The 15,236-nt window shown below is 50.7% G+C and carries 14 protein-coding genes; 6 read left to right on the top strand and 8 right to left on the bottom strand.

Annotated features, from left to right (window positions below; all coding sequences use genetic code 11):
• Positions 1 to 85: 85 nt before the first annotated feature.
• Positions 86 to 973: a hypothetical protein gene (locus EL645_RS01485; protein ID WP_126548403.1), complete on the bottom strand. Its 888-nt coding sequence runs from the start codon at positions 971 to 973 to the stop codon at positions 86 to 88.
• 910 nt (positions 974 to 1,883) lie between these two features.
• Here EL645_RS01485 and EL645_RS01490 point away from each other — a divergent pair.
• Positions 1,884 to 4,010, top strand: coding sequence for a serine/threonine-protein kinase (locus tag EL645_RS01490; RefSeq protein WP_126548404.1), 2,127 nt, complete (start codon positions 1,884 to 1,886; stop codon positions 4,008 to 4,010).
• Between the two features lie 98 nt (positions 4,011 to 4,108).
• Here the strand turns inward: EL645_RS01490 and EL645_RS01495 are convergent, their stop codons facing one another.
• Both EL645_RS01495 and EL645_RS01500 read right to left on the bottom strand, forming a co-directional pair.
• On the bottom strand, positions 4,109 to 6,358 hold the full coding sequence (locus EL645_RS01495; RefSeq protein ID WP_126548405.1) for an FUSC family protein: 2,250 nt from the start codon (positions 6,356 to 6,358) through the stop codon (positions 4,109 to 4,111).
• A gap of 15 nt (positions 6,359 to 6,373) precedes the next feature.
• A complete protein-coding gene (locus EL645_RS01500; protein ID WP_126548406.1) occupies positions 6,374 to 6,841 on the bottom strand; it encodes a MarR family transcriptional regulator in 468 nt (155 codons plus the stop codon).
• 354 nt (positions 6,842 to 7,195) lie between these two features.
• On the opposite strand from EL645_RS01500, the gene EL645_RS01505 reads away from it, so the two are divergent.
• Positions 7,196 to 8,449 carry a sensor histidine kinase gene (locus EL645_RS01505; protein WP_218031660.1) on the top strand — a complete coding sequence of 418 codons (1,254 nt, stop codon included), beginning with the start codon at positions 7,196 to 7,198 and terminating at the stop codon, positions 8,447 to 8,449.
• Position 8,450: 1 nt separating this feature from the next.
• Positions 8,451 to 9,056: a response regulator transcription factor gene (locus tag EL645_RS01510; protein WP_126548407.1), complete on the top strand. Its 606-nt coding sequence runs from the start codon at positions 8,451 to 8,453 to the stop codon at positions 9,054 to 9,056.
• 9 nt (positions 9,057 to 9,065) lie between these two features.
• Here the strand turns inward: EL645_RS01510 and trxA are convergent, their stop codons facing one another.
• The gene (gene trxA, locus EL645_RS01515) at positions 9,066 to 9,431 is read right to left on the bottom strand and encodes a thioredoxin (protein ID WP_126548408.1); all 366 of its coding nucleotides are present in this window, start codon (positions 9,429 to 9,431) and stop codon (positions 9,066 to 9,068) included.
• 131 nt (positions 9,432 to 9,562) lie between these two features.
• On the opposite strand from trxA, the gene EL645_RS01520 reads away from it, so the two are divergent.
• Complete coding sequence (locus EL645_RS01520; protein WP_126548409.1) at positions 9,563 to 10,027, top strand: MerR family transcriptional regulator; 465 nt, start codon at positions 9,563 to 9,565, stop codon at positions 10,025 to 10,027.
• A 4-nt stretch (positions 10,028 to 10,031) separates the two neighbouring features.
• Here the strand turns inward: EL645_RS01520 and EL645_RS01525 are convergent, their stop codons facing one another.
• Both EL645_RS01525 and EL645_RS01530 read right to left on the bottom strand, forming a co-directional pair.
• Entirely contained in the window at positions 10,032 to 11,348 is a 1,317-nt protein-coding gene (locus tag EL645_RS01525) for an MFS transporter (protein WP_161977022.1), read from the bottom strand.
• A gap of 121 nt (positions 11,349 to 11,469) precedes the next feature.
• Entirely contained in the window at positions 11,470 to 11,763 is a 294-nt protein-coding gene (locus EL645_RS01530; protein ID WP_126548411.1) for a MoaD/ThiS family protein, read from the bottom strand.
• A gap of 332 nt (positions 11,764 to 12,095) precedes the next feature.
• On the opposite strand from EL645_RS01530, the gene EL645_RS01535 reads away from it, so the two are divergent.
• Both EL645_RS01535 and map read left to right on the top strand, forming a co-directional pair.
• A complete protein-coding gene (locus tag EL645_RS01535) occupies positions 12,096 to 12,419 on the top strand; it encodes a helix-turn-helix domain-containing protein (protein ID WP_174845286.1) in 324 nt (107 codons plus the stop codon).
• Between the two features lie 30 nt (positions 12,420 to 12,449).
• On the top strand, positions 12,450 to 13,238 hold the full coding sequence (gene map / locus EL645_RS01540) for a type I methionyl aminopeptidase (RefSeq protein ID WP_126548412.1): 789 nt from the start codon (positions 12,450 to 12,452) through the stop codon (positions 13,236 to 13,238).
• Between the two features lie 116 nt (positions 13,239 to 13,354).
• Here map and EL645_RS01545 read toward each other — a convergent pair whose 3' ends face one another.
• Together EL645_RS01545 and EL645_RS01550 are read right to left on the bottom strand one after the other, a co-directional pair.
• Positions 13,355 to 14,365: a serine/threonine protein kinase gene (locus EL645_RS01545; RefSeq protein WP_126548413.1), complete on the bottom strand. Its 1,011-nt coding sequence runs from the start codon at positions 14,363 to 14,365 to the stop codon at positions 13,355 to 13,357.
• A 154-nt stretch (positions 14,366 to 14,519) separates the two neighbouring features.
• Positions 14,520 to 15,215: a potassium-transporting ATPase subunit C gene (locus EL645_RS01550; RefSeq protein ID WP_126548414.1), complete on the bottom strand. Its 696-nt coding sequence runs from the start codon at positions 15,213 to 15,215 to the stop codon at positions 14,520 to 14,522.
• Between the last annotated feature and the right edge of the window lie 21 nt (positions 15,216 to 15,236).

Below are 15,236 nucleotides of genomic sequence, written 5' to 3' on the forward strand. Positions count from 1 at the left end.
GGCGTTTCTCGTCAATACCTCTTTTTGCGTACGTTATCTCTACTGAGCTACAGGCCCCGGTATAACCTGGGAAGAGGTGATAAATCTATTCGTTCAGATCAGAAGATCCAGTCAGTGATGGTTGAGCAGACTGATGATTGAGCTTATGTGAATTCGACAGCGGTTGATGGGGCTGCTGAGCCGGATGGGCACGCTCCAGCGGCAGTTGCTGATGATGATAGAGCCGATTTGAAATCAAAGCGCTATTCGAGGTCATCGCCACTTGCATCGCCTCTACAAGATGTTCCAGGCGCTCGATATTACTGGTGGTGTCCAGGCTGGCTTGCGCATCAACACCAGAGTCGAGTTTCTGCGTGATCGGCTCTGAAGAAGGTGAAGTAGCATGTAGCGTCTGTGCATTGGCTAGCAATGCTTGCTCCAGTTCTTTCAAAGCGCTCAGTACCACATCCTGCAAGCTTGATAGCCGCTCCTCTAGCGCACGATCAACCAGGGTCGCGAGCTCTTCCCAGGGAATTTCAGTCTGTACTTCGATGGTATCGAACTCTGGTTGGCCTTCTGCGGAATAACCCAAAGAAAATTCAGGGGATTGGAGAATAATAGACAAACGCTGATGAATGATCTGCTCGATCGCTAGCAATTGCGCAGCCAGGGAACGCTCTACGGAATCTTCAAAATGCTGCTGCTGCTGCTGTTGCTGTGCCATAAAATTTTGTTCCAGCACCTCAATAAGATTGGTATGCTGGGATTCAAATTTTTGCAATAATACTTCACGCGTACGTGTATGTTGATCATTGAGACGCCGAGACATAGTACGCAACAAATCATGCTGGACAGTTGTCACCCGCTGCTCGAACTCACGCCGCAACGCCTGCAAGCGTAGATCAAAAGTTCGCTCCAGGTCGCGCCGTTGCGTAAAGAGCTTTTGCTCCATAATAGTGTTTAGCGATTGTAGTTCATCTTGCGTAAACGCCATCGACGGTACCATTCCCTTCTCCGCATCCATTGCATGCTGTAAAAAGCATTTGGAAACGCCGCTTGAACGCGGCTAGCTCCGCTGCCACTGGCTCAGCCATTCGAATTGATCAGTAGCGAGCAAACAGTTTCGCCTGTCAGGCAGCTTCGCTCATCCAAATGAATGGCATGGTATGCGTTGTACCTGTACTGAAACCAGTGGTAATGCTGCACAGGCAGCCAGCAACTACGCTGCTCATCTGGTTGCGCGCCAGGCTCTGCTGCCTCCTTAGTATAGAAACAGCATAACAAGGTGTCAACGTCTCTACCGGAACAAGCCCAAGTTGGCTATTCAACAAGCCTGAGAACATGGAACAGCCAATGCTGACCATAAATGTAGCTATTTTTATACGCTCCACTTAGCGATGAAAATAAATATCAGACTGGGCAACTAATGAACGATGTACGCTGCTATAGAACGCTTGAAGGGGGCAAATATATTTACATATTTAACACTTTGCACACAAATTAGTGGTCAATCTGCACATTACAATCTAAAACCGAAGCTTGTATAATGCGCCTAGTAGGAAGGAAACCTCCCTATGAGGCAAGGAAGCCTCGGCTAACAATTCGCCGTAGAAGTGTCCCGAAATTCCTTGATCCACCTTCACTATCTTCCAATATACATCCACATCAAATACAATTTTTCTATCCCACTATCCATATTTCAATATACCTCATGCATTCCGATTTTGGTTCAATATCCCCTAACATTCCTACTTGCTCATACTAACTGACAGTTCATGGAAGAAAAAGAGATAAAAGTTTATATTTACACGCATGGCCCCCTTCTGCATTCTCAGTAAATCGGATATAATTTCAGTTGAGACGATGACACATTCATAATACAGCCTCTCACTCAAAGGAAGCGCATGGTGAACGACAAATTATTAGGTAGCCAGCTTGGCAGTTATGTACTCGTGGAGATATTGGGCCACGGAGCATTTGGCAGCGTCTACCTGGGTAAGCACTTTTTGCTGGAACATAAACCGCCTGTGGCCGTGAAGGTGCTAAATACTACCCTGAACACACAGGAAGAAATTGACCGCTTTTTCCAGGAGGCGGTCATCCTTGATAAATTGACTCATCCCAATATTCTTCCCGTTGTCGATGCCAATCTGTACGAGGGTTATCCCTTCTTTGTGGCCGAATATGCTCCTGGTGGCTCTTTACGAGATCGCTTAGATGCGCTCAATGGATCTCCCATGCCTTTGACGGATGCGATGCATATCCTCAATCAGGTAGGTATGGCCTTACAACATGCCCATGACCTGGACATCGTCCACCGAGATTTAAAACCCGCCAACATTTTGTTCAACACCGATGGGGATGCAGTACTGGCCGATTTCGGGATCGCGATCCATGTGCAGCGAACACGCCGCGTGGATGAGATCGGTACCCCTCCCTATATGTCGCCTGAACAGTTTAAGGGGAAGATCAGTAAGAAAAGTGATCAGTATGCGCTGGGCTGCGTTGCCTATGAACTCTTAACGGGCCAGCAGCTCTTTATAGCTGATGATCCCTATACAATCGGCTATAAGCATATCTATGAACAACCTGTATTGCCTAGCACGCTAAATCCAAGTATCCCACCCGCGATCGAGGAGATTATCCTGAAGGCATTGTCCAAGGAACGCGATGATCGCTTTGAGAATGTGGCTGATTTTGTGATTGCTTTGCGCGAGGCGCTGGGGCTGCCCATGACGGAGAGTACGCCCTTACCTCCATTGCAATCATCTCTTCCGTTGCCATCATCAATGGGAAATGAGTATCCATCGACCAATCCTTCTCGGCCAGTGCAACCGGAGCCTCCAGCCAGCCGACTTGGCCAGCCGTTGGATCCACATCGCACACAGGCTGAGGATGGAGTGATCCGTGGACCACGTCCGTTGCGTTCACCCGCCCAGACGCCGATTGCCAATCGGGCACAGCTACGACCCCAGACCCAGAACGGTGGACAAAATTCAGCTCGTACTGTGCTGGCCTGGTCGGTGACTACAGGGCTCGATCATACCTATTATTCTGAGCCGGCGGTACTCAATAGTGTCGTCTATGCCGGCACATATACGACCAATGTTGATAATCCGCATAAAGAGGCCAATCAGTTACGCGCCCTGGATGCTTTGACCGGGCAGCAGTTGTGGGCCGTTACCACGAATTATGGCATTTATGATGCGCCAGTGGTTGCGAATGGGGTCGTCTATGTCTGCACCGGCAATATTAATCTGCCTGGCGAAATCTATGCGGTAGATGCGGCATCTGGCGAGGTGCGCTGGTCGTTCCCAACTGACGAGTTTGTCAAGGTGCGACCCACCGTCACGAATGATATCGTTTATGCCTATCCAGATCATGCTGTCTATGCTTTAGATACACAGAGCGGACGCGAGATCTGGGCGGTCACGGTCAAAGCGGGTCTGGCCCATCGTCCAGCTCTGGCCAGTGGCCATATGTACCTGATTACCGAGCGCGGTATTTGCTATGAACTGGATGCCTTTACCGGTCAAAAGATCGAGACCTACGCCGATCTGGGAGAGATCCTTGCAGCTGAGACTACAGTGACTGGGATCAATTGTCTTTGCTTCGCTGAAGGAGAGCTCTATGCACTGGATATGCAGAAGCAGCAGCGGATCTGGACAACACGCCTGGATGTGCAAATCTCAGGTGATCTCATCCTGAAAAATGGTGTTGCCTACATTGGCTCACATGGTGGCTTTGTTGGTGATTCCGCCAATACGAAGCTGCATGCCATTGATACGGCCAGTGGCAAAATACTCTGGATCGCCCATCTCAGACATGAAATCGAATCAGCTCCGGTCATAGCTGATAATAACATCGTTTATGTCAGCACCTTTGGACGTGAACTCTATGCCATTGATGCCCAGAACGGTCATATCCTCTTTACATCCAAGGTTGGCAAAGGACGCATCAACCGTCCAGCCGCTGAGCAGGGTATGATCTTTGTCAGTACCGGCGAGATGCACGCCCTGCAGATCCGCTAGCTGGTCCTTCATTTAGCGGCGTGAGGTCAATGTCTGGTACATGCCACTGATATATTCCGAAATCTGATCGAGGACGGTGACAACGGGCACAAAGTCTTTCAACGCTTGCTTCTTAAGGGGGCGGTTGTGGTTGGGGCTGCGTATGCAGGCCGCTCGGTGAGTAGCTTTTGCAGCAGCGTCTGGAGCTGCCACAGGCTACGCTCAAAGCGATTGAGCGCCGGTGAAGCAATAAACTGTGGCTTCTCACGCTGGACATATTGTTCTAGTTGCACCAGTACCTCATCGGTTGAGTGCGCAAATTGTTTCAAATCGGCCAGGCGGTATTGCCCGTCGAGCAAAGGTGTATGCGTGGCTAAAGCACTGATACAATCGCAGAGCTGCTGGTTGTAGGTGACCAGTATCTCAAATTGTTCTGTATTGCCACGCTGCCCCTTAGGTTCACTCTGCAGGCGTTGATAGGCTGCAACCACCTCAGTGCTAGCCAGGTGAGCTTTACGACCGGCCTGCTGTACCGTGTGTGGCTCACTATCCTGATCAAAGTAGAAGGCTAGCACGCTGCGCAAAAATTGCCGGTTGCTGGCAATCGCGCGCGCCAGTTGGACCGGTAGACGCTCACGCTCCCATTGCGGCCAGAGGAAATAACAGGCTAACAAGGCAATCGCTCCTCCTAACAAGGTGTTGCCGAAACGCAGAAACGCCAGATCCCAATGTCCCGGTGCCTCCAGGGAACTTAAGAGCAACGAAAAAGGCGTGATAAAGATTACATACATCTTATAATTGTGCTGATAATAGGCGTATGCACATAGGCTACAGATCACCAGAACAATTAACATGATAAAAGGTATCTGGATCAGGCCAACGGCGAGCGCGGCCAGCATGGCACCGATCACGGTGAAGCCCATGCGCTCAAAGGCGCGCTGTATAGTGGCGCTAAATTGAGATTTCAAGCAGATCATGATGGTCAGGCTGATCCAAAAACCATGGTCGATGTGCAGGAGTTTATAGATGGCAACGCCAAGCGCCATGGTCAGGCCAAAACGCACCGCATGGCGAAATGAAGCTGAACGCCAGGTAAGGTTATTCCACAGGGTCTGCCATGGCCTGACCCGTTCCTGCCGATAGGCGCTACGAACCGAGGTGACCAGAAAACCATCTTGCTGCTCTTCCTTCTGCTGGCTGACGGTATCTATCATAATCATCAGTGTATGGACGAGATCTTTAAAGTTTTGCAGCATATGCAGGATATGATAGACCGCCTTGTATTCAGTAACATCTGGCAAGCGCTGGAAAGTGACTTTATGCAGCCGCCCGGCGGTACTTCCGCTATGCTGGCGGGGCATCGCCTGATATTCCTGGGCATGCCGCTGCAGCAACTGCTCACGCTCCGTCAGGCGTTCTATGACCTGGTTGAGCAGGGTCGTGTCAATTGTCTTCTTGTCCTGTTGTGTAGCATCAGCAATCTGATTGAGGACGGTCGATACTTGCTGCAACGCTTGCTGCAACAGGTCACGTGTACCCGCAGATAAGCCAGCTTGCACAGCATGTTCTACCGCTTTAGATAATGAAAGGGCTGTATGGAAGAAGCGATCAGCATGCAGCGTCAACAAGAATAGTCGCTGCACTTCGAGCGAGATGTCATCGTCACCGGCGTGTCCGGTGACTACCATGCTATGCGCGCGATTATGCTGGGCCCAGACCTGTCCACGGGAGGCCTTATAGCGCGCATTTTCATCAGGGGGGCTCACGATATTGCGCGTGAAAATAGCCAGGCTTTGATAGTAACCTGAGACAGCCTGTTTCTCTGGCTGGGCCGGTCGCAATGGCCAGAGCCAGAGCGCGACTGCCATGGACCAGAGTCCTCCAATGACCAGGGCCAGGGCATGCAAGATAGCGGTATGCCAGTCTGGTGTCGGTTCACTCAATGTGAGGGAGAAGACACCGATAACCATAAAACCAACACGTGCGCCGATGGGTCCATAAATACTCATCAGTGAACCACCACAACACCAGAGGAAGGCGATCGGGATCGCCAGCCAGGCGTATTGGCCGGCTAAAGCCGCCAGCAGACTACCAATCGCAAACCAGAGGACCGCCATCCCCATTGCGCTGGCCCGCGTGCGATAAGTACCACCCATACCAGCCAGACCCGAATAGAGGCCACCCAGCATGACCATGGCTGCCAGAGAGCTTTCCCCGATAAGTGGGCCTACAATTAACGGTATAGCCACAACAAGGGCCATGCGCAACCCATAGAGGAGATCCGAGCGCGGCATTATAAAAAATGAGCGCATAGCCATTAGCCCGGCCTGCAACCTGGGCTGGAGGCCCGACATCTTTTCAGTATTCATCAACAACCATCTCCTCTACTTTGTATGCATCAATTGTTCGAGCGCGGGCAGAGCGGCCACCAGAGACGCTCGCTCTTCCGGACTAAGCTGGTTGAGCCGCTGTTCCAACGCATACAATCGTTCACGATCGTAGAGCTCAACCGCCTGCCTTCCCCGCTCGGTCGGCGTAATCCAGACCGTGCGCCAATCTTCAGCATCACGATCACGGGCAACGTATCCCAGTGCCAATAAACGCTTGACCATCGCCGTCATAGTGGGAGCTGTAACGCGCAAAAGATCAGCCAGCCCCTGCATAGTGCAACGATCATGCTGCACCAGGATACGCAGGAAGGAGAGTTGATTGGTGGTGACACGGAATTCTGAGAGGTCCCGCGACTCCGGGCTATCTAGCGAGGAGGCGTTTCTCAATACATCGGTATAAAGGTCGCGTAGGACTGCTGGCAGTATATCCAGAATAGCATGGGCCAGCCTCTGACTGTCCATAGCATTGTCTTCACCTTGAGAATGTGACACGAGGGCTCAAAATACTTCGATTAATAATTACTTAGATAATCTAACTATATCACAGATTTAGTAAAGAAAACAAACATAGACATGGGTGTTTCACTATGACAAATGTCATAGCGCAATTCATGATGATATTCACTAGAGTCGAACAGAATTTTCGCGTATACTAGCAACATGAAATGATGCAAGGCCACAAACGCATACATAAATTATTTCTAGAGAGAAAAACACACAATGATTGATAGCACACCAATGCAGCTTAAAAGGGATCTGATGTGCGTTGGCATGACCCAACCGCAATCGACCAATAACGGGAAGAGGTAGACAGCCATGAGCGATAGCCAGCCTGAGACCGTGCAGCCAACCCGGCATCTATCCCCTTATCTTTTATGGCCAATCTGGTTTATCTGGATCTTCTTTTTTACACCTGGACTGCTGGCGCTCTATCAAATGCAATTGAGCTGGCCACTGCTCAGTATCATCATCACGGGAGTCATCCTCTTCATTGGCGTGTATCTCTGGGGTACCTGGCGCAATGTCCAGCGCATGGTTGGTCAGATCCCACAGGCCACAGCTGGTCAGCTCGAAAACTGGTTACCGATCGCTATAATGAGCGGACTCAGCCTGCTGCTTCCACTGTTAGTGCAGCGTGATCTTGCTGATTGGTTCGATTTTTTCATTCTGACCAGCGCTTATACGGGTAGTGCCTTCAAACCTGTATGTGCTCTGCAAATCATTATTGGCTTGCTAATATTAAATGCGCTGCTCGGCCTGCTTCTGCATTTCCCATTGCTAGATATTGGAAAATCCCTGGTCTTTGTGCTGGTGGTTGGTATTGTGGTTATCGGCCTGGTACAAGCCATTGTGATTAGCCGCGAGCTGCGAGCCGCCCGTGAAGAGATTGCTCGCCTGGCTGTGATGAATGAGCGACTGCGCATTGCCCGCGACCTGCATGATCTGCTGGGACACAATCTCTCCTTGATCACACTTAAAAGTGAGCTGGCTGGCCGCCTATTGGCGGTGGCACCTACCCGAGCAGCTAAAGAGATTCAAGACATCGAGCAGGTTGCGCGTACTACTTTACAGGAGGTGCGTGAAGCCGTTTCCACTTATCGTCAACCGACCCTGGCCAGTGAGTTGGAGGGGGCACAGGAGATATTGGCCGCCGCTGGCATCAGTTACCGCTATCACAGCGATCAAGCGAGTCTGGAGAGATTGCCCACTACCAGTGAGGCGGTACTGGCCTGGGCCATACGCGAGGGTATTACGAACGTAATTCGTCATGGGCGAGCTCAGAGTTGTAGCCTCCAGCTTATACGCGAAAAAAATGTTATGCGGCTCGAAATCCTCAACGATTGCGGCCAGGCCACGCCTGCGGCCAGCTCAAGTTATAGTTCAGGCAACGGCTTACGCGGCCTGGCCGAACGGGTAGACACGCTGGGAGGTACCTTCGCCGCTGGTCGCGACCATAACGGGAATTTCCTTCTCTCGATTACGGTTCCTTTAACACAAAAGAAATCAGGGGCCACCACAGTCGTGGCCCATCACTCACCTGAGAATGACAGGCAGATAGGAGCAGGATAAGATGATTCGTGTTCTCCTGGCAGAAGATCAAGCCATGGTCCGGGGTGCTCTGGCGGCACTGTTAACGTTGGAGGGGGATATTGAGATTGTGGCGGAAGTTGGGCGTGGAGATGAAGTAGTCGGGGCGGCGCAAACCTCGCAGCCAGATGTTGCCTTATTGGATATTGAGATGCCTGGTTGTGATGGCATCACGGCCGCTGCGGCGCTCCATACTAAACTACCCACCTGCCGTATCTTAATCTTGACCACCTTTGGTCGTCCGGGCTACTTACGCCAGGCCATGCAGAGTGGTGTCGTAGGCTTCCTACTCAAGGATGCCCCTTCAGCCCAGCTTGCTACTGCTATCCGCCGCGCGATGGCTGGAGAACGGGTCGTTGATCCCACCCTGGCTATGGCTGCCCTGAGTGAGGGCAATAATCCACTTACCAATCGCGAGCGCGATGTACTTGCCGCTTCCACAGAGGGAGCCAGCATCGCTGAAATCGCTACGCAACTCTTTCTCTCTGAGGGAACCGTCCGCAACTATCTCTCGGTAGCCATCCAAAAAACCGGTGCGCGCAACCGTATCGAGGCTGCACGCACCGCTGAACAAAAAGGTTGGCTCTAAACTTGAAGCTCAGGCACAACCATGCTGGACCAGGGTCTGATCGATGAGTTGCTTCAGCCGCTGCGGCTGAGGTCCCACATAGCGCGCGATCTCGCGACCATGGTGGAATACAATCAGGGTTGGTAACCCCTGCACGTGATAAGTCGCTGGGATCTGGGGATGCTCGTCACTGTCCAGTTTGGCGAAACGTAACTTTCCCTGGTATTGCTGGCTGAGTTGCTGATAAACGGGGGCCAGGTTACGGCAAGGAGGACACCAGGTTGCCCAGAAGTCTACGATCACGGGCAATGGAGACTTGAGCACCTTCTCTGCAAAATCCTGTTCACCAACCTCAAACAAATTCGCTTGCGTGCCTGTACCAGCGTTGGTCTGCATAGCTTTCATCCTTTCGCTACTGTTAGCTATTCATATACTTGCGGCTTTCCGCTTCAAAAGTCTACAATAGCAGGAGTGTACATCTTCAAGTTGACTTGAAGTCAAGCCAAAAAAAGGGATATTTTTTCAGCATGGAAGAACTGACAATCAGCGAGGTAGCTAAACAGGCCGGCCTACGTCCATCGGCGATCCGCTATTATGAGAGCATCAATCTATTGCCGGCCCCGCGCAGGATCAGCGGGCAGCGGCGCTACGATCCAACCATACTTGATCGCCTGGCTTTTATTCAGGTTGCGCAAAAACTGGGATTTTCGCTTACCGAGATCCAGTTTCTGTTTGATAATCGCGAAGAAGAGACGCAGCTGGCAGATTATTGGCAAACGCTGGCACGCCAGAAGCTGACTGAGGTCGATACATTGATACAGCAGGCGCTAGGCGTCAAACAAATGCTGGTCCAGGGATTGCGCTGCAACTGCCCCAACCTGTCTGATTGCATCGATTGTGTGCTCACGAATTGTCATGGGGCCAATCAACAGGCAGGACAGTTGCGCTTGAACGTGCTCAATCCAAACGGTCGCGCTGCGCAGGATGGTTAGAACATCATCCTGCCTGGCTGGTAGACTTCATCTTAAATAGATTGGGGACCAGGGCCACGATAATCAAGGTAGCCACCATACAGGCAACGCCCCCACTGATCACGGAGAACTGCGTTGTCGTTACGCCAGCTACCAGGCCAGACTCAAATTGTCCCAGCATCGGACCACCTACTACAAACATTGCCGTTACCGCTCCCATGCGACCACGAAACTCATCGGGAGTTGTCAGTTGCACGAGCAGATGGCGTAAGACCATGCTTACCATGTCCGCAGCACCAGCCCCGGCCAGTAATAAGGCGGAGAGCCATAAGGGTCCAGGAGCCAGTCCAAATAGAATGATGCAGATTCCCCAACCCATAATCGCCAGTACTACACCCATTCCCTGGCGAGCTATGCGACTGATCTTACCAGTCAACGGCGTTAAGGCCACCGCCCCCAGCGAAATCGAGCCGAGCAAGATGCCCAGTCCCTGTGGCCCAACATGCAAAATATCGCTGGCATAGACTGGCAGGAGAGCCTTTGGTGAACCAAAGAGGGTGGCAAAGAAATCCAGGAAAAGCACCGCCAACAGGATAGGATGGCTGCGCAAAAATTGGATGCCGTCGCGCATACCACCCCAGCCCGCCTGTGCACGCTTTTCCAAAGGAATGCGTGGCACAACCATCAATAGTAAAGAGCCAATCACAATACAATAGGAAACAACATCCAACCAGTACGTGTTGACTACACCAATCTGGGCAATAGCCAGTCCACCCAGTGTGGAACCACCAATCATCGTCACCTGCATCATGACGGTATTGAGCGAGACAGCATTGGCCATCTGCTCCGGAGGTACCAGAGAAGGAATCATCGATTGACGCGATGGGAACTCAAAGGCCGAGACGGTAGCTGAGATCAACACCACACCACAAAAAATAGCGATATTAATGACTTTAAAGGCGGTGGAGAGCGCTAAAATAACTGAGGTCATCGCCAGGATAACCTCGACGATCAACAATAATTTACGGCGATCAAATGTGTCTGCCAGTACACCACCAACCAGCGAAAAGATCAGGCGTGGGATAGCCTGTAACAATCCGATGACACCCAGCATGACAGCGGAATGGGTGAGTTGATATACCTGCCAGGCAACCGCTACTACCTGCATCTGGGTGCCAGTGGAAGAGATCAATTCACCCCAAAAAAAGAGAGCGAAATTGCGATTACGCAATACGCTCCACTGGCCGGGCACTTTGTTGACTGCGACATCATCAGCTGAAACAGAGACATCATCAGAGGCGGCAGCTTGAAATGATAAGTCTTTGCGCGATTTAGATTTCATAGAAAATTCCAACTCTAGCCAGAAAGATAAAACCATAGAAAATACTTTTTCAAGTATACCATGGGTACTCTCAGTTTTGAGTCGCGAAAATCACAACAAGTCTTTATAGAAGAGGGATAAATTAAACATTGAAGGTCGTTGGTAATACAATTACTTCTTGTCCCGGCTGCAACACCGTTTTCAGACCTTCATCCCCGCTGATCAACTGATTATTGACAAAAATTCTGACATGCTCGCGAATAGCCCCTTGTTCAGTACAAAGGCGCTCCCAGACCAGGGGATGCTCTTTATGTAAGGCATCTAACAGTTGCTCAACCGTCGCAGCTTCGACTGTGATCTGACTCTTGCCTCCGCTATAGGCACTCAAGGTGGAAGGCAGGCGCAGGGTCGCGGTCACCTTTACTGGATCGCTCATATACACCCCTTTAAACAGTTCTAATATAGCTTATTTTGCGTATTTTATATACAAAAAAGAACAGCTGCATATACGTGTGTTCTTTGGCTTGGTGCAAGTATACGAGTAAGTGCCTCAGATTGCAAGTCTCCAACCAGGCAGATTAAATGGCTTAAAGTCCTTAAACTCAATACAGTCAAAATTCGCTATTTTGAGCAATATCCAGGGTAGTCCTGACGGATTAAAAACTACGAAATGTGCCCCTAAGTCCATACATTGTATTGACATGTCACAACAATCTTTGCTATACTGAATACAGAAAAAGTCGAATTGATAAAATCGAGGTGTTGATCATGACCATTTCTTGCAAACTACGCCTGATGCTGGCTAAAGCAAACGTTGAACGGGCTAGATTAGGCGAACCTGCTTTGAGTTTACGTCGACTTGCCGATGAGAGCGGAGTATCGCTGAGTGTACTTGCAGCTCTTCACACAGGTAAAAGCCAACGCATAGACTATACGACGATTGATCATCTCCTCACCTACTTTAGCCGCTATTTTCAGGTCACGACTGATGATCTTCTCAACTGGGAATCCTCGCCTGAGCGCGAGCGCGAGACACCACTGAAATATCCTGAATATGTCAGGGATACCACCCAGAAATCGTCGTATGCATGACCGGTTTGCTTGTAATAAAAAGAGGATATTATGGCAGTTCTAATTAAATCACGCAAAGAAATCGATAAGTTACGCGAGGCTGGGCGCCTGGTGGCCCAGACATTTGAAGTATTGCGCCCCCATGTTAAACCAGGTACAACCACCGCTGAACTGGATCAGATTGCCGAGGATTACATTCGCAGCCACGATGCAACCCCCATCTATAAAGGCTATGGCGCGCATCCCGGTGGCCATGGTCGTCCCGCTATTCCACCATTCCCTGGTACGATCTGTGCTTCGGTCAATGAGGTTATCTGTCATGGTATTCCCAGCGACAAAAAAGTGTTGCAGGATGGGGATATTATCGGCGTGGATATTGGTGTTACGCTCAATGGCTGGGTCGGTGACTCCTGCATGACCTATGCTGTCGGCAATATTGATGACGAGTCACAGCGCCTGATGGACGTGGCACGCAAGTGCATGGACCTGGGCATCGAACAGGCACGCCATGGCAATCGCCTCGGCGATATTGGTGCCGCGATCCAGACCTATGCTGAAGCCAATGGCTTTTCAGTCGTGCGTGACCTGGTCGGTCATGGTGTCGGCCGCTCCCTGCACGAAGATCCTAATGTCCCCCACTTTGGTCGCCCTGGAACCGGTATGCGTATCCAGAAAGGTATGGTCTTCACGATCGAGCCAATGATCAATGTAGGCACATACGAAGCTGAGACCCTCTCTGATCGCTGGACCATTGTCACCGCCGATCGCAAGCGCTCGGCACAATACGAACACAGTCTGGCCATCACCGATGGGGCACCAGAACTGTTGACCGTACTCTAAAAGAAAAACAACAAAAAGCCCGGGGAAAAGTCGTATCTGGCTTTTCCCCGGGCTTTTTGTTGTTTCTAAACCCTTCAGCAATCCCATCAAAAAGTATGCTTCGTATATGCCTGCGCTCAGATCGAGGCGTGATGGATTAGCTGGGTGCAGATACCAAAGCCAACAATCATGGCGATAATGATTAGCAGGAGCAGGGCGATCCGCAATGCCTGGCGATAGGCGCCTCCAAACAATGGCCTGACCGGCTGATAGGTCTCGGGAACGATGCTATCCAGGTTGTCCAAGGCAGCCGCAAATTCCTGCACACTGGCGTAGCGGCGCTCTTTGTCACGACGAATAGCTCGCATGACCACGGCCGCCAGGGCTGGCGCTAGGGCAGGATTGAAACGCAAAATATCGGGTGGATCATAAGCAAGCTGTCGATTGGTCAGGGCAAAACCATCAACATCGACAAAAGGGATACGCCCACAGAGGGCCTCATAGAGTATAATACCAAGGGCATAGACATCGCTACGCTCATCACCAGGCTCGCCTTGCAAACGTTCCGGCGACATATAAGCCGGTGTACCCATTACATCACCAAAGTTAAACCAGGTTTTCCAGCTTCTAACCTGTAGCGCTTCCTCTTTCGTGATCGAAATGCCAAAGTCGAGCACTTTGACCCCATCATCTTTGTCTATCAACAGATTCTCTGGCTTGATATCGCGGTGAATAATACCCTGTGCATGGACATACTGCAATATTGTGCAGGTTGAAAGCATAATGGGGACAATCTTTTCAGCGGGCATGAGGATGGCATGGCTATGTTCATGCATCAACGTACGCAAAGGACGACCTGGCAGGTATTCAAAAACGAGATATGCTCCTGTGCGCGCCTCATCTACATAAAGAAGATGTTGGAGGCCTGGATGATGCAGGCGCTTGCCTACTTCTAACTCACGTCGATAGCAGGCAAAAATATTGGCGCCTCCAATAATATCAGCACGCGGCATTTTCAGGATCACCTCCTGTCTTCCCTTGTGATCCCAGGCCAGATAGACCTGGTTCACCAGCCCGCGTCCCAGTGCACGTACCAGGGTATAGTGATCAAGCCGTTTCCCATGAATAGACCCGATGGTGGTAGCCATAGCATTTCCCTTCCTTCTGTCCAGCTATTGCCCGATCAGGTGGAGAGGACAGATATATGTCAGAGACACACAACGACAGATGGAGTATCCAGAGCGCTAACAGGTTAGGACGATAGCGCTCTGGATAAGGAACCAACCGGTATCTGAGTTTCAACTATTTGAGCTGATCAAGTGCGAGATTGAGGTCCAGCACATTGACATGTGGCTCACCGAAAACCCACAAGAAACGACCCTGGATATTGTCATTCACCAGTTGTTTGACACGATTGGCATCCAGTCCACGCACACTGGCCACGCGATTTACTTGCAATAAGGCGGCCTCCGGTGAAACATCGGGATCAAGGCCTGAACCAGATGCGGTCACAATGTCAGAAGGCAACGGGGTGCTGGCGGATAGCCCATTATCTTTGCGGAACTGATCCGCATAGTTATTCACGCCCAGATACGTTCCTGGCACATAATAAGTATTTTTCTTACCAGCCACGGGTGTGGCATTTGCAGGCACCGGTGTGCCCTTCGTAATCACGACCTGGCTACCATTGCCATTGAGCAAAGAACCGTTGGTAGGACCCAGGTTAGAGCCTGCCGAGTTATCTGCCTCATATGGTGAGGACGATCCAGAAGATGGATTAGCGGTAGCCGATGGGCGTCCATGGAAGTATTTAGTCGATGTCCAATATTGGCCGATCAAAATTGACCCAACAGGCTTCCCATTGGCATAGACAAGGCTACCATTAGCTTGAGACGGGAAGATAAGTTGTCCCAACCCGGTTACTACAGCCGGATAGAAAACGCAGGTCACGATAACGAATAAGAGCGTGATCATGATAGCAGGACGAATATGCTTCATATTCTTATAATTCCTCTTTTA

It is taken from the genome of Dictyobacter kobayashii (assembly GCF_003967555.1).
Lineage (GTDB): Bacteria > Chloroflexota > Ktedonobacteria > Ktedonobacterales > Ktedonobacteraceae > Dictyobacter > Dictyobacter kobayashii.